This window comes from Mesorhizobium sp. B2-4-18 (assembly GCF_006441385.1).
GTDB classification, from domain to species: Bacteria; Pseudomonadota; Alphaproteobacteria; order Rhizobiales; family Rhizobiaceae; genus Mesorhizobium; species Mesorhizobium australicum.
In genome coordinates this window covers 179,258-198,593 of sequence record NZ_VFUW01000005.1, presented here as the reverse complement: position 1 = coordinate 198,593, position 19,336 = coordinate 179,258, and the positions used below count along the sequence as shown (strand labels likewise).

Genomic DNA, 19,336 nt, shown 5'->3' with positions numbered 1-19,336 from the left:
TCATGCTGCCTTGCCGTCGCCGAACTTTTCGATCGATCGGGCCAGTTCGATGTGATCGCGGGCATAGTCCGCCAGCGCAATGCCCTCGACCGCCGCCTGCCAGGCTTGCAGCACGGCCCGCACGCCGGCACCAGGTCCGTCCGGATGGCTGACGATGCCGCCGCCGCAGAGGTAGAGGAGGTCTACCGTGCGGCCGGTGCGCTCATAGGTTTCGGGTGCCTGGCCGCCCCACTGGCCGGAGCAGGCCACGGGCAGCGCGCAATCGTCTGATGAAAACAGCGGCGTCGCCACCGCCTCGAAGGAGCGGATGAAGGAATCGTCCGGCTCCCAATATTTCGAGCCGATGCCGTTGATCTGGAACTGGTCGACGCCGAGCAGCCGCCAGAATTGCTGCCAGACCTTGAAGTCCATGCCGAGGCCGGGGTGGCGTGTGAGAATGTCCCAGCCATTGCGATGGGCATGCAGCACCAAGCCGGAACGCTTCCGCAGAAAAGCCATGCCACCGAAGCCGATCGAGTTGATGTTGACGACCGCGCAATTGCCGCCGGCTTGGAGCACAAGATCGTGGTTGCGCATCATCTCGTCGGGATCGGCATGCGAGATGCCGAAGGCGTACATCACTTTCTTGCCGGTCTTCTGCTCATGGTCGAGAATCCCTGGCATGATCGCCTTCACCCGCTCCGCCAGCGGCGAATAGGCCGGGCTCATCAGCTTCTCGTCGTCCTTGATGAAATCGACGCCGGCCTCGATCAGTTCGCCCACCATCGCGGCTGTCTCGTGCGGCCTGAGACCCAGCGCCGGCTTGACGATGGTGCCGATGATCGGTCGGCCCTCGACACCGGTCAGCCCGCGGCTGCCCGCGACGCCGAACTGCGGGCCCGGATGGGCGCCCCGGTATTGTTCCGGCAGCTTCATGTCGATGACGCGGATGCCGGACAGGCCCCTGATCGAATAGGTGCCACCAATGGCGATGGTCATCAGTGCCGACAGGTCGGTGCCGATGGCATCGAAGGGGAAGCCGATGTCGACATCGGCGCGGCGGAAGGGCCCGCTGCCGGATCCCGGGAGAGAGGGTTGCACGGCATCCGGCAGGTGCCGGATCGCCAGGACGCGCGCCGCTACGCGCGCCTTCAGCTCCTCGGTCTCGCCCGGCAGCGCGACGAAGGTGCCGGTCGACTGGTCGCTGGCGATCTTTGCGGCCAGCGCCTCGATGCTGCCAGGGGTCTCGATGCGATAGGTAAGCGTGATCATGGTCGGTCGGCCGCTCGAAAAAGGTTCGAAAAAAGTTTCGTCGCGCAGGAAATCTGGTATAATGAGTACATAAGTATTGCAAGAAATATCCGAGCCTCGGCAAGAGCGGGTGGGCTGCGGCAAAGCTGGAGCGAACCCGCTCCAGGCGCGGGCATTCCGGTAATCCTGCCGGGAATGCTAAACAGGAACCGGGCCAGGGAGTGATTCGTCACGATGAACCGTTCGGAGCCGATCGTCCGGCGCAAACTTTCCGACGAAGTCTTTGCAAGACTGAAGCGGCTGATCACCAGCGGCGAACTGCAGCCGGGCGACGACATGCCGTCCGAGCGCGAGTTGATGGAGCGCTTCGAGGTCGGCCGGCCGGCGATCCGCGAGGCCATGCAGGCGCTGAGCAATATGGGGTTGGTCGCCATCTCGCATGGCGAGCGCGCCAAGGTGCTGCAACTCACCGCCAAGTCGATCATCAAGCAGGTCGACGGTGCGGCCAAGATCATCCTGTCCTCGTCCCGGGACACGCTGGAGCACCTGAAGACCGCGCGCATCTTCTTCGAGCGCGGCATGGTCAGGGAAGCTGCGGAAAGGGCCAAATCAGAGGATGTGCAACTGCTGAAGGCGACCGTGGCCGAGCAGCGCGCCGCGCGCGGCGATTCCGAAGCCTTCATCTCCGCCGACATGAAATTCCATACCCAGATCGCGTCCATTTCAGGCAATCCGATCTATGTCGCCGTCAGCGAAGCCACACTGGGCTGGCTGAAGGAATACCACACCGAAATGCTGATCTGGACCGGCAAGGAAAAATACACGCTGACCGAGCACGAAGAGATCATCGACCGCATCGAGCACGGGGATGCCGACGGCGCCGAGAAGGCGATGATCAAGCACCTCGAGCGCTCGCGTGCGCTCTATGTGATGAATTCCGAGAAGTAACCGATGCTGGTAATCGCATAGGGAGACATCACGAGATCGCCCCGGCCAAGCGCGGAAGCGTCGACCCGCATGTCGTTCGGTGTCAGGTTCGCCAGCCAGACGATGGTCTCGCCCGACGCGGAGCGGCCGGCCAGCGCCAGGACCCGCGTCTCGTCGCTCGTCATGGCGGAAACATGCGTCAGCCCGGCCAACTCACAAAGCCCTTTGACGGCCTGGAAAATCGGCCGCGGCGATCCCTCTGCGGCGGGTTCGCCCGATCCCGCGACCACGCCGAACGGTCCAGCGAAACTGGACAGTGTCAGCATCTCCAGTCCCGCCGGCGCGACCCGCGCGGCATAACCGATCGTCCATGCGGCGGCGAACCGCGCGGCGTGGCGCGGGTCGCGGTTCGCCATGGCGATGCGCTGTCCCTGAGGATTGTCCTTGGTCGCGCCGCCATACGGGTTCTGGCGCATGGCAATCGTCGATGGTCCGATCCGGTACGGCTTTGTCCCGAAGATCGCCCGCATGGACCGGGTGATGAAGGGCAGCGCCTCCAGCGACTGCATCACGCTGAGATCGTCGGCGGCATGCACGATCGGGTTGGTGCAGTGGGTGATGAAGTCGAGCTGGCCGGCTGGAACGCGCTTGCGGTTGAGTTCGGTGAAATAGCTGAACATGCCGCCGCCGAGGCGGAGGCCGGGAAAGGCGCGGCGGGCGGCCGCGTAGACGTCCTCGAGCGGTGGGCATGCCGGCCAGGCACTGCCCGGCGGCGTCGATTGCCGGTCGACCGCAGGCGACACCGCGATGGCGTCGAGCCGCAGGCCTGCCCGGCGCACCATGTCGGCGACCTCGGAAAGTTCGGCGTCCAGATCGCCGGCACAAGCGACCACGCACTCCAGCGTCGTCGAAACAGGATAGGCGGCCGCCAGCCGGGCATGGGCGCGCAGCGCCTCGAGGCCGTGACCACGCGTCGGGTCGAAGTGGAAAAGCAGTTGCCGGGGACCGAGCCCTCGCAGCAACGGCAGGTCGGCAAGTGCCGCCTCGATCTCCTCGGGATAGACCACGATGCCGATATCGGGCAGCTTCGCGCCGGCTTGCCCGAGCTCGACGCGGACCGGTTCGGCCGGCGCCGCCGAGGCAGGCACATTGGCATCGCCGGTGATGCGCAGGCTGATCGTCTGGCGCAGCGCCTGCCCGGCCGGCAGCACATAGGGCCATGGCAGCGCCAGCGGCCGCACATAGGTTTTGTACGAGGCGTCGGACCAGTTGCGCTGGTCCTCCATCTCGAATGCGTCGCCTTCCATCCGGCATTGCGCGACAACGCCGGGCCGGACCTGATGCGTGATGGCGCGCAAATCCTTGAACGGCTGCCACGGGTCGATCAGATCGGGGAATTCCGTCTCGACCACGCTGCCGTCGGTGTGCTCGACCGTCACCGGGCTGCCGGCGAGGCCGGCGATCGGGTGCAGGATGCAGAAGCCGCAGCGGTTGGTTTCGAAATCGCTCTCGGGGAGCACGGTCACATCGAAGACCAGCCTGCCGTCGGCGGACCCTTCGATCGTCGCGTGGAAGCCGAGCCGGCTGCCGTCCGGACTGAGGCAGCTTGCCGCGTAGCCGACGGAGAAACGGTCGTCCTTCTGGTCGATGGTCAGGTCCGTCAGGTCGGGCTCATAGGTGCCCCAGTCGCGGTCGCGCACGATATAGGCGATGGCGCGCAGCACTTCGGTGCCGCCGTGGCGGATGGTGCGCAAATTGCCGTTGACCAGTTCCGCGCTCAATGCCCCCGCACGCAGCGTGACCGGCTTGGGCTCGGCCGCGCGCGTGCCGTAGAGCTGGAAAGCGTCCGCCGTCATCTGAGCAGCGCGTCGATCTGCACCGGTTCTCGGCTGGCGGCACCGGCATAGGCGGCCTCGACCAGGGCGAATGTCCTCAGATTGTCCGCGCCTGAAGTCGCCGGTTCCTGGCCTGATGCAAGGCAGTCGACCCAGTGCCGCTGGATGGCCAGCACGCTTTCCTGGATGTTGTGCCAAGGCCGCGAGGCCCAGGGCAGCAGCGGCGGCGAGATGTCGCTCACCTTGGTTCCGCTCTTGCCGGTGACGGTCAGCCGATAGCCTTGCGCCAGCCGGATCGTGCCGTCGCTGCCGTCGAGTTCGATGAGCGTCTCCGGGAACGGCTCCACCGCAAGCTTGGTCGCATAACTGCAATCGACCACCGAGGTGGCGCCGCCGGCGTGATCCATGAGGATCGTGGCGACATCCTCGCCGGCGATGGCCGGGTTGATGCGTTTGGTCCGCGCGGTCAGGCTCGACACATCGCCGAGCAGGAAGCGGGCGATATCGAGGATATGGATGCCGAGATCCTCGATGATGAAGCGCTTGCCCGTCGCGAGATAGGGCTGGCCGGAAAACACGTCATAGCCGGAGCGGAAGGAGATGCGTCCGAAGAAGGGCGTGCCGATCTCGCCGCTGTCGAGCACCGCGCGCACCGCCTGGATCGGCGATTGCCAGCGAAAATTCTCATGCACCATCAGCGGCACGCCGGCATCCGCGCAAGCCTTCACCATCGCCTTGGCATCGCCAAGCGTTGGCGCGAATGGTTTCTGGCAGATCACGGGAACGCCGTGCGCGGCCGCCATCTCGACCAGCGGCCGATGGCTGCCGACCGTGGTGGCAATGTCGACGAAGTCGAGCGTCTCGGCGGTGAAAAGTTCCGCCGCGTCGGTGTAGCGCCGCGTCACGCCGAACTGGTCGCCGACTATCTTGAGCCGCTCGGGATCGCGGTCGCAGACGGCGATGATCGCGGCGCCTTCGATGTCACGCCAGGCATGCATCTGGTTGACGGCGAAGAAGCCGCAGCCGATCAGCGCTCCACTTAAGCCCGCCATTCTCTCAACCCGCCTTTGCCATCTGCATGAGGGTGACACGCTGCTGCAGCCGGCGCTGCGCCTGGTCGACGACCACGGCGACGATGATGACCAGCCCCTTGATCACCATCTGCCAGAAAGAACTCACGCCCATCATCACCAGCCCGTCCGACAGGATGCCGATAACGAAGGCGCCGACGATGGTGCCGCCGATCGTGCCGCGCCCGCCCGACATCGAGGTGCCGCCGAGCACCGCCGCGGCGATGGCGTTCAATTCGAAGCTCTCGCCCGTCGCCGGATGCGAGGCCATCAGCTCCGAGGAGATGATCAGGCCGACGATCGCCGCGCAGAAGCCGGAAAACATGTAGACGAACATCTTGACCATGTTGACGCGCACGCCTGAGATGCGCGCCGCCCTCTCATTGCCGCCGACGGCGAAGATGTGCCGGCCGAGCGGGGTGTAGCGCGCGAGATAGGCAGCCCCCAGCGCCACCACGATCAGAATCCAGATCGACACCGGCAGGCCGAGCAGCCGGCCGGCGCCGAGGAAGCCGAAGCCGGTGGTGCCGAGTTCCGGCTTGCCGACCAGGTTGGGGAAGGTGCGGCCGTCGGAGGACAGCAGCGCGAAACCGCGCGCGACATAGAGCACGCCGAGCGTGGCGATGAAGGGTGCGACGTTGAGCCTGGTGATCAGCAGCCCGTTGACGGCGCCGATCGCTATGCCGACCAGAAGCGTGATCAGGGCGATCTCGACGACGTTGAAATAGATGGTGTAGCCGATCTGCAGGTCGATGCCGTTGAGCACGAGATAGCCGGCCACCATGCCGCACAGGCCGACGATCGAGCCGACCGAAAGATCAATGCCGCCGGTGATGATGACGAAGGTCATGCCCATGGCCAGGAAGGCGTTGAGCGCCACGTGCTTGGCCATCAGGATCAGGTTCGCCGCAGACAGGAAGTTCGGCGCGGCGATCGAGAAGAACACCAGGACCGCGATCAGCGCGATAAAGGTCCTGAGCTTCATCAGTGTCAGCAACGCGGAGCCGCCGGAGGCGGAAGGAGCGGTCGCCTTGGCCGGAATGTCAGTCATCAGCGTTGCTCCCCATGTGCGGCCGGTCCGTGGCCCAGCGCCGACGCGGCGACGATCGCCGCCTCCGTCGCTTCGGTGCGGTCGAACATGCCGGTCAATCTGCCATTGCTCATCACCGCGATGCGGTCGGACAGTGCCATCACTTCGTCGAGGTCGGAGGTGGCGAACAGGATGCCCAGCCCGTCGCGCGAAAGCTTGCGCATGGTGCGGAAGACATCGGCCTTGGCGCCGACATCGATGCCACGGCTGGGCTCGTCCATCAGAAGCACTTTCGGTCCGGTGAGCAGCGCCTTGCCGATCACCACCTTCTGCTGGTTGCCGCCCGACAGCGACGAGACTTCCTGCGCCGGGTCGGCGACCTTGATTGCCAGTTCCCGCACCATCTGCATCACGGCCTGCCATTCGACGCCGCCTCGGATATGGAACAGGCGCACGAAACGCGACAGGCTCGCCAGCGTCAGGTTGCTGGCCACCGAGAGGCTCGACACCAGGCCTTCGCGCTGGCGATCCTCGGGGATCAGTGCGAGCCCGCGCTGGATACGGCGCGTCGTGTCGCGCTCCTTCACTTGCCTTCCGGCGATGAAGATCTTGCCGCTGGCATGGCCGTGACGGCCCATGATGCAGTCGAACAATTCGCTGCGCCCGGCGCCCATCAGCCCGTATATGCCGAGGATTTCGCCGGCGCGCAGCGACAGCGAGACATGGTCGACCGCCAGCCCGCCGGTGACGCGCGGCAGGCAGATCTCCTCGGCGCGGAAGATTTCCTCGCCTGGCTGGTGGCCGTCGGCCTTGGCGAAATCCTTGGCGTCCGAGCCGATCATCTGGCGCACGATCCACTGCGTGTCGACGTTCTTCATTTCCTCCTGGCCGGTGATGCGGCCGTCGCGCAGCACGGTGACCGTGTCGCCGATGCGGATCAGTTCTTCCAGCCGGTGCGAGATGTAGACGATAGCGACGCCGCGCGCCTTGAGGTCGGCGATCACCTTGAACAGGATTTCGACTTCCGTGGCACTCAGCGCCGAGGTCGGCTCGTCCATGATCAGGATCTTGGCGTCGAGCGACACCGCCTTGGCGATCTCGACCAGTTGCTGCTGGCCGATGCGCAAATCCTCGATCAGCATGTCTGGCCGGATGCCGGCCTCGAGCCGGTCGAGGAATTCGCCCGCCCGCTTTTCCTGTGCCTTGCGATCGATCTTGCCCAGGCGGTTGGTGATCTCGCGTGTGGCGAAGATGTTCTCGGCCACGGTCATATTGCCGAACAGGTTCAGCTCCTGGAACACCATGCCGATGCCGCGCGCGACCGCGTCTCCCGACGAGGAGAAGGAAACCTCTTCGCCTTCGAGCAGGATACGGCCGAGGGTCGGCTGCTCGACGCCGGCGATGATCTTCATCAGCGTCGACTTGCCGGCGCCGTTTTCGCCGACCAGCACGTTGACGGCCCCCTTGTGCACCTCGAAGTTCGCCTGCTTGACCGCGACCGTGCCGGCATAAACCTTCGAGACGTCCTCCAGCTTCAGGATAACCTCGTGAGCGGGGCTCATGGCTTCGGTCCGATCTCGGCCTCCGCCGGAGTCACCAGTGGCAGGTCTTGGCCGCCTTCGATCGTATAGGCGCCGATCACCTTGACGATGCGGCCTTCAAGCGCCTCGCGCGGCAGTTTGGACAGCACGGTCTTATCGGCATAGGCGTTGAAGGCCTTGCCGAACTGGGCGAAGTCGATCTGATTGGTGAAGTCGTTGAACTGGACGAAATCGAGGCTGTCTCTAAGTGCGGTGCCACGTATCGCCGGCCCGATCTGGACGCGCGCATCGGCCTTGCCGTCGCCGTCCACGTCGATATCCAACGTTGCTGCGCGCGACTGCGTGTTGGCGGCGACGATCTTGCCCTCGACGCGGACCGCGAAGGTCCATGGCGAATTCGCCTGCTTCCTTGGATTGCCGTATTTGGCGCCAGCCGCCGCCGGATCGGTTTTCGCCAAGGCATGGACCTCGGCGAACGGCCCAGCCTTCTGCCTGAGGTAGGGGATGACCTTCGGGGCCCAGATGTCCTCGACCATCTTGTCCGGGTTAAAGGCAGACGCGCTGTTTTCACTCTGCGCCACCGGCGTCGGCAGGATTTTGCAACCGCCGAGGCCAAGGCCCGCGAGCGCGACAAGCGTCAGCCAACTAAAAGGGGTTAGCCAGGTCAATGTCTTCGGCATGGCGGTCAAAAGCACCCGGAACGTGAAATTAGAGCAATTCCAGGAAAATTGTGAAACGGTTTCCCGTCCGGAATTGCATCAAAATAAAGCACTGAGGGGCGAACGCGTGTCCGCCCCTCGCAATTATATCGTGCCGGCTCAGTTCTTCAGCGCGAAGGTTTCCAGCTTGGCGGCATTGTCGCCATTGATGAGCACGCAGTCCATCAGCTGCTTTTCCTTCTCGGGCGACTTCTTGTTCTTGATGAAGTCGTTGGCCTGTTCGACCGCCATCTGCGCCTGGGCGTAGGCCGGCTGCAGCACCGTCGCCTTGATGCCGCCCGAGGTGATGGAATCGCGCACGTCGTTCGAACCGTCGAAGCCGACGACGATGACATCCTTGCGGTTCGCCGCCGCGAGCGCCGCATAGGCGCCCATCGCCATCGTGTCGTTGCCGGAGATGACGCCCTTGATGTCGGGGTTGGCCTGCAGGATCGATTCCATCTTGGAATAGGCCTCGGTCTGGCTCCAGTTGGCCGATTGCTGCGCGACCATTTTCAGGTCCGGATAATCGTCGATGACGTCATGGTAGCCCTTGGAGCGGATGCCGGCATTGGTGTCGGATTCCTTGCCGACCAGCTCGACGAAATTACCCTTTTCGCCCATCAGCTTGACGAACTCCTGCGCGCCGAGCTGGGCGCCCTGGTAGTTGTTGGAGACGATCTGCGCCACGGCAACGCCTGTGGCGTTGATCTCGCGATCGATCAGGAAGGAGGGAATGCCGGCGTCCTTGGCCTTCTGCACGGCGGCGACGGTCGCGTCGGCGCCGGCATTGTCGAGGATGATCGCCTTGGCGCCGCGGCCGATCGCGGTATCGATCAGCTCGGACTGCTTGTTGGCGTCGTCGTCATGCACCAGCACCAGCGCCTCGTAGCCGAGTTCCTTGGTCTTGGCCTCGGCGCCGACGGCTTCCGCCTTGAAGAACGGATTGTCGTGCGATGGGGTGATGATGGCGATGAGGTCCGCCGCGTAGGCGGGCATCGCCGTGCCGAGCGCCAGCACGCCGGCGAAGGCGGCGAGCGTCATTCTGCGTGTCAGTTTCATGAAGTCCTCCCGTTTGAAAAGCCTGTGTCTCGATCGTTCGAGCCACTTGTCTGTGTTTGAATTCGTCAGCGTGTGAAGGTTGCGGAACGCCCGGGCTCAAGCCACCAGCTCCGCCAAGGCAAGTTCCTATTCCCCCATCCTCCACCCGTCTCAGCATCGAACTCCCGGCGAAGCGTGATCCGAGCGAACATTAGCTTAGCTAACTGGTATGATGAGTCAACCACAAATTCAGGTGATCTGTACCTAAGGCAGATCTGTACCTAAAGACGCTCAAGTGATCCGCTGGATGCTGGCCGCGATCTCTTCGGGCTCGAAGACGCGCTTCCAGTCGTCGCGCATCAGCACCGGCTTGCCAAACTCGATCGCCTTGTTGCAGGCATCCGAGAACACCCCCTTGGTTTCGCCGAAGATGACGGCGCCGAGCACGTTCATGTGGCCAAGCAGGAAGTCGAGTGCCGCCTGCTGGTCGACGCCGCGCGCCACCACCTCGTCGACCGCTTCCTTCATGACGACCAGCAGCGAGGCGCACACCGTTTCCGAAAGTCCCGGCTCGAGCAGCGCCATCTGTTCGACGGAAACGCGGTGCGAGCGCATTACCGGCGCCCAGATGATCTTGGCGATAGCCTCCCCCTTGGCGTAGTCGGCCTCCGGTCCCTGCATCAGTGCGCTGACCATGTGCTGCTTGGCCTTGACGCCGCCGAAATAATCCTTCTTGGCCGCCATGTCGGTCTCGTCGTTGAAGATCGGCGGATGACAGGGATGGGTGACGAAGTAGGTCAGGTCGGGACGATTAGGCAGATGGCCGGCAAACGGTGCGGCGGCATCGAGCACGATGACCATCGTGCCCGGCGCAAGCTTGCTCTCGATGCCGGCCGCGACCTTGCCGATATGGGTGTCCGGCACGGCCAGGATCACCACGTCGGCGCCTTCCAGCGCCTCGTCGGCGCTGACCGTGTCGAAGCCCAGTCCGGTCTTCAGCCGCTCGCGGCCGGCCTCGCTGACCTCGACATGGCGGATCGTATAGGGCGAACCGCGGAAATTGGTCGAAAGGCGGTAGCCCATTTTGCCACCGGCACCGAACAGCGCAATCGTCGTCATCTAGCCCTTGCTCCTTGGTCGCGGGACGCCGGTATTGCCGATCGTCATCTTATCCACTGGTATGATCACTCTACCACAGCTTGGCAAGAGAAATCATCACTCGGATTTCAGCGTGCCGTCGTCGCCTGCGCGGTCGACGGCGGCTCGCCTCGACAGCACCTGCCGGCCGGCCAGCGCCAGAACGAAGATGACGACGATGCCTTGCACGATGTCCTGCGCACCTGGCGGCAGGCCGACGATCTGCATGGTGGTGACGATGAGGATCAAAAGGATGCTGGCGAACAGCGTGCCGACGGCGCTGGCCGAGCCGCCGAAGATCAGCGTTCCGCCAAGAACCACCGCGGCGATCGACTGCAGAAGATAGGGCTGGCCCATTTCGAGGAAGGCGCCGCCTATATAAGCGCCGAGCAGCAGCCCGTTGAGCGAAGCCAGCACCGCCGAGATGATGAACGCCGACGCGATGATCCGGTTGTTGCGGATCGCCGCCAGTCGCGCGGCGGTGCGATTCTGGCCGACCGCCGACAGCAACTGTCCGAACACCGTGTAGCGCAGCACGAACGCGGTCGCGGCCACGCCGACAATGGCGATGACGGCCATGATCGGCACGCCGGAGACGCGGCCCGTCGCCAGCGTCTTCAAGAGCGGGCTGACGGCGAAACCCGATATGGCGCGGTTCGACAGCAGCGTTGCCGTCGCCAGCACATAACCCGTCGCCAGCGTGGCGATGATGGCTGGTATGTTCAGCCCGACGACGAGCAGCGAATTCAAGCCGCCGACCGCGAGGCCGAGCAGGATCGCCGCACCCACGCCGATGGCGAGGTTGGCATCCTGGCCCTTGATGGTGAGCAGCGCCACGAAGGCGCTGAGCGTGATCACCGACGCCACCGAAAGGTCGATATTGCCGCGCCCGGTGGTGACGACGAACATCTGGCCTATGCCGACAACGGTCAGGAACGACGCCGATAGAATGATGCCCGACAGGCTGGAGAGGCTGAACCGGTTGGTGACGATGGACAGAACCAGCCAAAGCACGAGCACGCCGATCGCCGACCAGACCCAGCGGTTCTTCTGCGCCCACAGGCTGAAGGCGGCGAGGCCGTTCATTGTTCGCTCCTGCGGTCGGCGGTCAGGCTGCGCAGCGTCAGCAGGGCGATGAGGATCAGCCCTTGCGTTGCCGCGTTGAAGTCGCTGCTCACGTTCAGCGTGCCGAGCAAGGCGCCGATCAAGGCCAGCGTGACCGCCCCGGCGACGGCGCCGACCGGCGAGATGACGCCGCCCAGCAGCGAGCAGCCGCCCATCACCACGGCGGCGACGCTGAGCAGCGTGAACGAATTGCCGGAATTGATATCGCTTGCCGTGTTGATCGCGGTCAGCGACAGGCCGGCGGCAGCCGCGAACAGTCCGGCGACGAGGTAGCGCACCAGCGCATAGCGCGTCGGCGACCAGCCGGAGCGGATCATGGCGGTCGGATTGTTGCCGAAGCCGCGCAGCACCACGCCGAGCGGCAGCCGGTCGATCACCAGCACCACCAGCGCGACCGCGGCGATGAGGATGATGGAGGTGGGCAGGAAACCCAGTGACCAGCTGAACATCGCCGACAGCCATTCGGGGCTGGCGCCGCCCGGCGTCGGCTGCAGCGCGTAGCCCAGTCCCATCCAGATGAAGGAGGCGCCAAGCGTGACGACGATGGCTGGGATCTTGCGTGCCTGGATCAGGCCGCCAAGCCCGGCATAGGCGGCGACCGCCGCCACCAGCGCCAGCGCGCCGAGCCATGGCTGATCGTAGAGCAGCGTGGCGGAAAGCACGCTGACCAGGCCGGCAAAGGCGCCGACGCCGAGATCGATCTCGCTGCCGCCGACGATGAACATCTGCGCCGCCGTCACCAGCACCAGCGACAGCGCCGGCATCAGGAGCAGGTCGAGCCCGAAGATCGAAGCGACCGCCGGGTTGGCCGAGATCATCACTGCCAGCACGGCGGCGAGGCCGATGAAGGGAGCCGCGTTCACCAGCCGGCGGGCAAGCCCGGCGCCGGCGGTGCTGTGTCGCGGGCCGGCGCGCGTGCCCGCCTGCTGGGCGAAGGATGCGCCGACGACGGCCGATTCCGTGATCGCCGCTCCGCTCAATTCCTTCACGATGCGCCCGCCCGAAAACACCAGCACGCGGTCGCAGGCCAAAAGCTCGGCATCTTCGGTCGTATGCCAGACCAGCGTGCGCCCGCTGCGCGCGATCTCGTTGCAGAGCCTGTAGAAGTCCTGCTTGGTGGCGATATCGACGCCGCGCGTCGGATCGTCGAGCAGCAGGATCGGAGCGTCGGCGACGAGCGCGCGCGCAACCAGCGCCTTCTGCTGGTTGCCGCCGCTGAGTTCAAGGATGTTGGAGCCGAAGCGCTTGTCGTCGAGCCGCAGCCGGCCAGCCGCTTCGGCCGCCGCCTCGCGGTTGGCACGCTGCGAAACCAGCCCCAGTGCCGGACGGCGGGCAAGGCTGCCGATGCTGATGTTTCCAAGCACGCTCCACAGCGGGAACACGCCTTCCTTCTGGCGGTCGCCGGCAATGAAACCGGCATCGCCGCTCCGGGTCACCGCGGCCCCCCTGGTGGAATCCGGCTCGAAAATGGCGTGCAGCAACTCCTTCTGGCCGCTGCCCTCGAGCCCCGCCAGTCCGATGATCTCGCCGCGGCCGATCTCGATGTCGCGGCCGAGACCGGCGGTCAGGAAGCCGGACAGTTTGACCAGCACCTCGCCGCTGCTGGCGGCGGCGGCGCCGTGCTGGTGGATCGAATTGGCGTCGCCGCCCATGAGCTGCACAAGTTGGCCGATGGAGGTGCCGGCCACATCGCCGCGCCAGGCGGTGCGCCCGTTGCGCAGCACCATCACCTGCGTGGCGATGTCGATGATTTCCTGCAGCTTGTGGCTGATGAAGATGAAGGCAAGGCCGGATTTGGCTCGTTCGCGGATGAAGGCCCGCAACTGCCGCGAGCGGTCGAGGTCGAGCGAGGAGGTCGGCTCGTCGAGCACGATCAGCTTGACACCCGGCGTGGCGGCGGCGCGCGCGATCTCGACCATCTGCCGCTCGGCGATGGAGAGATGGCCGACTTCGGCGTTCACATCGATGCCGTTGGCGGGAAAGACGGCGTCCAGCGCCGCCCGGGCGCGGGCTCGATAGAGCGCGCGCCAGCCCGGCCGGTTGCCTGCGTCGCCTGGCGTCTCCAGGAAGAAGTTCTCGGCCACGGAAAGGTTGGCGCACAGCGACAGTTCCTGATGCACCATGCGGATGCCGCGCCTTTGCGCCTCCGCCGTGTCGTAGTCGGCGAAGCCCACATCCTGGCCGGTGAACGAAATCGAGCCGAGGGTCGGTGACGTCGCCCCGCACAGGATGCGCATCAGTGTCGATTTGCCGGCGCCGTTGCCACCGACCAGGCCGATGATTTCGCCGGCCGAGACGGCGAGGTCGATCTGCGCATTCGCCAGCGTCGGCCCGAAGCTCTTGGTGATCCGCGACAGCGAGACGACGTTTGGCCTGGTGTCGGGCACCGTAGCGGCTGCACCCTCCGGATCGGTTACGGCGAGATGGGACATTCGTCCTCCGTTTCTTACGGGCAGGGACCGGGCGCGGCCGTTTGGCGCGCCCGGTCCCTGGCAATGGCAGCCTTACTTGCTGAGCAGGTTCTGCTTGACCCAGTCGAGCGAATAGGTAGGGCTGATGATCTGGCCGCCCGGCAGCTTCGCATACTCCTTGAGATTGCTGGCATCGACCGTCGCCACCGGCATGATCATCAGCTTCGGTGCCTTGCCGCCCTTGAGCAACGAAAGGCCGAGCCAGAACGCGGCGCCGCCAATGCCCGGCGTGGTGTTCATCGAGACGGTCTGGTAGCCGTTCTTGGCATTCTCTTCGGCCCACCATTTGACGAAGTCGGTGCCGCCGCCGCCTTCGATGATCGGCATCTTGCCGGCATAATCGCCGCCATACTGGACGAAGGCCTGGGCGATGCCGACATCGTCGCTGCCGCCCTGGCCGAGCACGGCGTCGACATGTGGCAGCGAGGGCAGGACGTTGGCGATCGCCGCCTGCGCGACCGAGGCGGTCGCCTGGCCGTAGACGGTGGCGACAACCTTGATGTCGGGATATTTCGCCAGCACCGACTGCTGCGCGTTGAACATGTCGTTGTCGGGCGCAGAGCCCTTCACGCCGCGCACCTGGATGACGTTGCCCTTGCCGCCGATCATCTTGAAGACGGCTTCGGCCTGGGCCGCCTTGTAGCCCTTGAAGTCGAAGTTGAGCTGGTAGTTGCAGGGCGCCGAAGCAACCGAATCGAAGGAAACGACGATGATGCCGGCCTTGCAGGCCTTTTCGATGATGCCGTTGACCGCGGTCTCCGAGGCGGCGTCGACGGCGAGCACATCGACCTTCTTGAGGATCAGCTCGGCGATCTGGCTGTTCTGCTGCGCCACCGAGCCGTCACCGTTCATGATGATGTAATCGGCGATCTGGCCACCTGCCTTGGCTTCCTTGGCCGAGGCCTCGAACGCCTCCACCATCTGGTGGCGCCAGGTGTTGCCGTAATAGGCGTTGGCGAGCGCGATCACCGGTTTGTCCGACGATGCGATCGCCGGCAAAACAGAAGCACTGGCCAGCGCGGCGCCGGCAAGCGCCGCCACAATTGAAAACTTCATGATCTCTCCTCCCAAAAATCGGCCGACCTGATCGGCTCGTCTGTCACTCCGTAAAGGTGTCTCTTCCGAAGGACACCATACCAGCTACATGTTATACCAGCATACCAAATAGGCAAGCCACTCGGAACCTCATTTGACTGCGTCCACGGGAGCAACGCGCCCGCCGGGTTCTCCGTCTCATCCCTGGCCAGTCGGGCCGTGCCGACACTATGTTTGCCGTCACGCGCCGCATTGAGACTGGCCACACTGGACGCTAGGTCATCATATATGTAATGTCAATTATTAGCGGGGACCTTGCCTGTTGGTGCGACTCGGGATCGATTGCCCCCGGGAAACGATCAGGAGAGATGCGGATGGAACCGGTCCAGAAGAAGAAGTTGTATGTCGAGGTGCTCGATCGGCTGATGGCGGCGATCTCGACATCCGAATTTCCGCCCGGTTCCCAATTGCCGTCGGAAAAGGAACTGATGACGATGATCGGCGTCGGGCGGCCGTCGATCCGGGAAGCGATGCTGACGCTGCAGCAGATGGGGCTCATCCGGATATCGCACGGCGAACGGGCGCGCGTCATCAACCCGACGCCGGAGGTGATCGTCGATCAGGTCTCCGCGGCAATGGTCATGATGCTGGCGACGAATTCGCGCGGCCTCGAAGAACTCAAAGAAGTCAGGCTCTTGCTGGAAACGGGCCTGGTTCGGATCGCCACGCGACGCGCCACGGCCAAGAGCCTGGAACGGCTTGCCGGGACCTTGCGCCACCTACGCGAGGCGAAGGGCGACCAGGCTCGGTTCGTAACCGCCGACATGGAATTCCACGCCGTCATAGCGGAAATGAGCGGCAATTCGATGATCGCGGCCGTGGCCAAGGGCATGCTCGAATGGCTGTCGCGCTTCAAGCGCGATCTCGTGGCCGTGAAAGGCGCCGAGCGTCTGACGGTCGAGGAACACGAACGCATCTACAAGGCGATCGCCAGCGGCGACGCCGAAGGCGCCAGCGCCGCCATGGCGGACCATATAGGCCGCGCCAACGAACTCTATTCGAAACTGGCGGGCAACGACGGCGGGGACTGACAGTCGCAAATTTTTTGACCGGGAAAACTCATGTGATGACATGATATCTTTTTGATGCTATCGCTCCCGTTATGAAGTTCATTCCAGCCGGGAAGCCTGCATTGACCGGTCGTCTTAACGCCACCTACCTGATCGAAACCCGCTATCCCATGGAGGTCGCCGCGGCCGCGATGGCGGGTGAGCAATCGAGCGGGACATTCCGTCGGATCCCTGGGGAGACGCCGGAACTGCTGCTCAGATTTGGCGCGCGCGTCGAATTCATCGAGGATCTTGGCGAGGTCGATGGCGAGGCGTTGCCGTTTTCGCGCGCGCCCGGAGATGCGGCGGCCGTCAGGCCGCGCCGGGCCAAGGTGGGTCTTTCCTGGAACATCGAGAACATGGGCACCGTGCTGGCTTCGGTCTGGTCGACGGTGCTCGGCAATCTGTTCGAGCTGCATCATTTCTCGGCCATGCGTCTGCTCGACGTCAGCTTTCCCGATGTCTTCGCTGATGCCTATCCGGGGCCGGCTTTCGCTGTCGAAGGCACGCGTCGTCTGACCGGTGTCACGGGACGGCCGCTGATCGGCACCATCGTCAAACCGAGCATCGGCCTTACGCCGCGGGAGACCGCGACCCTGGCCGATACGCTGATCTCAGCCGGCCTCGACTTCATCAAGGACGACGAACTGATGGGAGATCCCCCGCATTCGCCGTTCGAACAGCGGTTCGAGGCGGTCATGGCTGTCATCGACCGGCACGCCGACAGGACCGGGCGCAAGGTCATGTACGCGGCCAACATTTCCGGCGACATCGACGCCATGCACCGCCAGCTTGACCTGATCGAGCGCCGTGGCGGCACCTGCGCCATGCTTGTCCTCAATTCCGTCGGCCTGTCGGGTGTCGTCAAGATGCGCCGGCATTCCGCCGTCGCGCTGCACGGCCATCGGGCGGGCTGGGGTCTCTTCAGCCGTTCTCCTGACGTCGGCATGAGCTATCTCGCCTACCAGAAATTCTGGCGCCTGGCCGGCATCGACCACATGCACGTCAACGGGCTGTCCAACAAGTTCTGCGAGCCCGACGATTCGGTGATGGCATCCGCCCACGCCTGCCTCACTCCGATGTTCGGCCGGGCCGACCGGCCCGATACGGTGATGCCGGTGTTTTCGTCCGGACAGACCGCGGTGCAGGCGGGCGAGACCTATGGAAGGCTCGGCACGAACGATTTCATCTATTGCTGCGGCGGCGGGATCATGGCGCATCCCGGCGGTCCGGCCGCCGGCGTTCAAAGTCTGCACGATGCTTTCGAAGCCGCCGCGGCAGGCATTCCCGCGCGCGACTACGCCGCCACGCATCCGGAGCTCGAGGCCGCGCTGCAAGCGTTCGGCTGAATCTGCGCCATCGGCGCGCCATCAAGAGGAAATGGGAGAGAAGCAAATGACGACATCCGTGGCGGTGCTTGGAGCCGGAGGGAAGATGGGCTTCCGCGTGACACGCAAGCTGATCGAAGCAGGTTACGATGTCCGCGCCGTGGAGATCGGCGAGGCCGGCCGCAAGCGGTTGGGAGAAGCCGATATCGCCGCCGTCGCCATGGAGGAAGGCATTCCCGGCGCCAAGGTCGTGGTGATGGCTCTGCCGGACAACATCATCGGCCAGGTGACGCGGCAAATCTCGCCGATGCTTGCCAAGGGCACCATGATCCTCGTTCTGGATGCGGCCGCACCCTATGCCGGCGACCTGCCGAAGGACAGGCCAGATCTCACCTATTTCGTCGGCCATCCGTGCCATCCGCCGCTGTTCGGCGACGAGACGGAGTGGGCCGCGCGTCGCGACTATCATGGCGGCATCGCCAAGCAGTCGATCGTCTGCGCCCTGATGCAGGGACCTGAAGAGGACTACGCGCTTGGCGAGGAGGTGTGCAAGGCGATGTGGTCGCCGATCATCGACAGCCACCGGGTGACGGTCGAACAGCTGGCGATCCTGGAGCCCGGCCTGTCCGAAATGGTCGCCATGCCCTTCGTCGACACGATGGTCGAGGCCGTCGAGGAGTGCGAGCGCAAATATGGTATTCCCAGGCAGGCCGCGCTCGACTTCCTGATCGGTCATCTGAATGTCGAGATCGCCATGTGGTTCGGCTTCTCGCCGAAAGTGCCGTCCGACGCCGCACTGCGCCTGATGCGCTTCGCCAAGGGCGTCGTGGTCCGTGACGACTGGCGCGAGGCACTCTCGCCGGCCAAGGTGAAGGAAGCCTCGGAATTGATCGTCTACGGCAAGGGAGCCTGAGCCCTGCCTTCGCGGATCATATCGGTCTCGACCGCTCTCTTCGACGGCTATTCCATGGAATTGGCCGTCGAGGAGATTGCCGCTGTGGGTGCCGCCCATGTCGAGCCGGCCTTTATCAGCGGCTATGTCGATTTCGACGAGGGTCTGTTTGCGGCTGCGCACGCCGCGAAGCTGCGCCGGGCAGCGGAACATGCCGGGCTGGGCATCAACGCCGTGTCGGCTCATCTCAACCTGTCGGGGGCCGATGCCGCCGACGCCTTGTCCCGGCGCATCGGCTTTGCCGCCGGTCTCGGCGCGTCGTTCCTGATCACCAATGCCGGCCCGGCGAGAAACAGCGCGGCGATCCGCGCGACGATCGACGCTCTCCTGCCGAGGCTGGAGGAGGCCGGCATGGTTCTGGCGCTCGAAAACCCCGGACATGGCAGTGGCGATCTGCTCGGCAGCGCGCGATCGGGGGCAAGCTTCGTCCGCGACATCGGATCGCCGTACGTCTGCCTGAACCACGATGCCGGCAACATCTTCACTTACAGCGGCGAGACGATGCAGCCGGCGCAAGATATCGCCGATGCCATCGATACGGTTGGACATGCTCATCTGAAGGATGTCGTCAGCACCGGCGAGGGATGGGCCTTCTGCGCCATCGGCGACGGCTCTGTCGACTATGCATCCTACTGGGCCGTGCTGCCCGCCACGCTGCCAGTCAGCATCGAACTGCCGTTGCGGCTGCAGCGCCCGCAGCGCAATGATCCCCAGCGGCGAAGCACGCCGGTGGATATCGGCACCATTCGCGGCGCCTTGCGGCGCTCGCTGGAATTCGTGAACGCGCTGGACAATGCCGAGTTCTGA

At 64.6% G+C, this 19,336-nt stretch carries 16 protein-coding genes; 5 read left to right on the top strand and 11 right to left on the bottom strand.

The genetic code is table 11. The features are described 5' to 3' along the window. Window positions 1–1,251, bottom strand: a complete 1,251-nt coding sequence (oiaX, locus tag FJ527_RS14245) for a 3-oxo-isoapionate-4-phosphate decarboxylase OiaX (protein ID WP_140823396.1) — start codon at window positions 1,249–1,251, stop codon at window positions 1–3. A gap of 213 nt (window positions 1,252–1,464) precedes the next feature. Between oiaX and FJ527_RS14240 the strand changes: the two genes are divergently transcribed. Further along, the gene (locus FJ527_RS14240; protein ID WP_140617398.1) at window positions 1,465–2,178 is read left to right on the top strand and encodes a transcriptional regulator NanR; all 714 of its coding nucleotides are present in this window, start codon (window positions 1,465–1,467) and stop codon (window positions 2,176–2,178) included. On the opposite strand, the gene FJ527_RS14235 is transcribed toward FJ527_RS14240, so the two are convergent. The 10 genes from FJ527_RS14235 to FJ527_RS14190 form a co-directional block, all read right to left on the bottom strand. Then, entirely contained in the window at window positions 2,154–4,013 is a 1,860-nt protein-coding gene (locus FJ527_RS14235; RefSeq protein WP_140823395.1) for a hypothetical protein, read from the bottom strand. The genes FJ527_RS14240 and FJ527_RS14235 overlap by 25 nt on opposite strands. Next, a complete protein-coding gene (locus tag FJ527_RS14230) occupies window positions 4,010–5,044 on the bottom strand; it encodes a Gfo/Idh/MocA family oxidoreductase (RefSeq protein WP_140823394.1) in 1,035 nt (344 codons plus the stop codon). The genes FJ527_RS14235 and FJ527_RS14230 overlap by 4 nt, the downstream gene beginning before the upstream one ends. A 4-nt stretch (window positions 5,045–5,048) precedes the next feature. After that, complete coding sequence (locus FJ527_RS14225; protein WP_140661496.1) at window positions 5,049–6,113, bottom strand: ABC transporter permease; 1,065 nt, start codon at window positions 6,111–6,113, stop codon at window positions 5,049–5,051. Beyond that, window positions 6,113–7,654, bottom strand: coding sequence for a sugar ABC transporter ATP-binding protein (locus tag FJ527_RS14220; protein WP_140823393.1), 1,542 nt, complete (start codon window positions 7,652–7,654; stop codon window positions 6,113–6,115). Before FJ527_RS14220 ends, FJ527_RS14225 begins: the two co-directional genes overlap by 1 nt. Beyond that, window positions 7,651–8,313: a DUF2291 family protein gene (locus tag FJ527_RS14215; RefSeq protein ID WP_140823392.1), complete on the bottom strand. Its 663-nt coding sequence runs from the start codon at window positions 8,311–8,313 to the stop codon at window positions 7,651–7,653. The genes FJ527_RS14220 and FJ527_RS14215 overlap by 4 nt, the downstream gene beginning before the upstream one ends. 138 nt (window positions 8,314–8,451) lie before the next feature. Continuing rightward, on the bottom strand, window positions 8,452–9,393 hold the full coding sequence (locus FJ527_RS14210) for a D-ribose ABC transporter substrate-binding protein (RefSeq protein ID WP_140823391.1): 942 nt from the start codon (window positions 9,391–9,393) through the stop codon (window positions 8,452–8,454). Between the two features lie 270 nt (window positions 9,394–9,663). Continuing rightward, on the bottom strand, window positions 9,664–10,491 hold the full coding sequence (locus tag FJ527_RS14205; RefSeq protein WP_015318942.1) for a phosphogluconate dehydrogenase C-terminal domain-containing protein: 828 nt from the start codon (window positions 10,489–10,491) through the stop codon (window positions 9,664–9,666). Between the two features lie 96 nt (window positions 10,492–10,587). Further along, on the bottom strand, window positions 10,588–11,595 hold the full coding sequence (locus FJ527_RS14200; protein ID WP_140617393.1) for an ABC transporter permease: 1,008 nt from the start codon (window positions 11,593–11,595) through the stop codon (window positions 10,588–10,590). Continuing rightward, window positions 11,592–14,066, bottom strand: a complete 2,475-nt coding sequence (locus FJ527_RS14195; protein ID WP_140823390.1) for an ATP-binding cassette domain-containing protein — start codon at window positions 14,064–14,066, stop codon at window positions 11,592–11,594. The genes FJ527_RS14200 and FJ527_RS14195 overlap by 4 nt, the downstream gene beginning before the upstream one ends. Window positions 14,067–14,138: 72 nt before the next feature. Next, on the bottom strand, window positions 14,139–15,161 hold the full coding sequence (locus FJ527_RS14190; protein ID WP_140617391.1) for an ABC transporter substrate-binding protein: 1,023 nt from the start codon (window positions 15,159–15,161) through the stop codon (window positions 14,139–14,141). A 353-nt stretch (window positions 15,162–15,514) separates the two neighbouring features. On the opposite strand from FJ527_RS14190, the gene nanR reads away from it, so the two are divergent. The 4 genes from nanR (at window position 15,515) to FJ527_RS14170 (ending at window position 19,336) form a co-directional block, all read left to right on the top strand. Then, window positions 15,515–16,231: a transcriptional regulator NanR gene (gene nanR / locus FJ527_RS14185; protein WP_015318938.1), complete on the top strand. Its 717-nt coding sequence runs from the start codon at window positions 15,515–15,517 to the stop codon at window positions 16,229–16,231. Between the two features lie 101 nt (window positions 16,232–16,332). Further along, window positions 16,333–17,598 (top strand): ribulose-bisphosphate carboxylase large subunit family protein, encoded by a 1,266-nt coding sequence (locus FJ527_RS14180; protein ID WP_348642616.1) that lies wholly within the window; start codon window positions 16,333–16,335, stop codon window positions 17,596–17,598. A 46-nt stretch (window positions 17,599–17,644) separates the two neighbouring features. After that, a complete protein-coding gene (locus FJ527_RS14175) occupies window positions 17,645–18,490 on the top strand; it encodes a phosphogluconate dehydrogenase C-terminal domain-containing protein (RefSeq protein WP_140823388.1) in 846 nt (281 codons plus the stop codon). Between the two features lie 54 nt (window positions 18,491–18,544). After that, window positions 18,545–19,336, top strand: a complete 792-nt coding sequence (locus FJ527_RS14170) for a sugar phosphate isomerase/epimerase (RefSeq protein ID WP_181166356.1) — start codon at window positions 18,545–18,547, stop codon at window positions 19,334–19,336.

Coding starts and splice junctions, on each gene's coding strand:
- oiaX (WP_140823396.1), bottom strand. CDS start 1,251: ATGATCACGCTTACCTATCGCATCGAGACCCCTGGCAGCATCGAGGCG.
- FJ527_RS14240 (WP_140617398.1), top strand. CDS start 1,465: ATGAACCGTTCGGAGCCGATCGTCCGGCGCAAACTTTCCGACGAAGTC.
- FJ527_RS14235 (WP_140823395.1), bottom strand. CDS start 4,013: ATGACGGCGGACGCTTTCCAGCTCTACGGCACGCGCGCGGCCGAGCCC.
- FJ527_RS14230 (WP_140823394.1), bottom strand. CDS start 5,044: ATGGCGGGCTTAAGTGGAGCGCTGATCGGCTGCGGCTTCTTCGCCGTC.
- FJ527_RS14225 (WP_140661496.1), bottom strand. CDS start 6,113: ATGACTGACATTCCGGCCAAGGCGACCGCTCCTTCCGCCTCCGGCGGC.
- FJ527_RS14220 (WP_140823393.1), bottom strand. CDS start 7,654: ATGAGCCCCGCTCACGAGGTTATCCTGAAGCTGGAGGACGTCTCGAAG.
- FJ527_RS14215 (WP_140823392.1), bottom strand. CDS start 8,313: ATGCCGAAGACATTGACCTGGCTAACCCCTTTTAGTTGGCTGACGCTT.
- FJ527_RS14210 (WP_140823391.1), bottom strand. CDS start 9,393: ATGAAACTGACACGCAGAATGACGCTCGCCGCCTTCGCCGGCGTGCTG.
- FJ527_RS14205 (WP_015318942.1), bottom strand. CDS start 10,491: ATGACGACGATTGCGCTGTTCGGTGCCGGTGGCAAAATGGGCTACCGC.
- FJ527_RS14200 (WP_140617393.1), bottom strand. CDS start 11,595: ATGAACGGCCTCGCCGCCTTCAGCCTGTGGGCGCAGAAGAACCGCTGG.
- FJ527_RS14195 (WP_140823390.1), bottom strand. CDS start 14,066: ATGTCCCATCTCGCCGTAACCGATCCGGAGGGTGCAGCCGCTACGGTG.
- FJ527_RS14190 (WP_140617391.1), bottom strand. CDS start 15,161: ATGAAGTTTTCAATTGTGGCGGCGCTTGCCGGCGCCGCGCTGGCCAGT.
- nanR (WP_015318938.1), top strand. CDS start 15,515: ATGGAACCGGTCCAGAAGAAGAAGTTGTATGTCGAGGTGCTCGATCGG.
- FJ527_RS14175 (WP_140823388.1), top strand. CDS start 17,645: ATGACGACATCCGTGGCGGTGCTTGGAGCCGGAGGGAAGATGGGCTTC.
- FJ527_RS14170 (WP_181166356.1), top strand. CDS start 18,545: ATGGAATTGGCCGTCGAGGAGATTGCCGCTGTGGGTGCCGCCCATGTC.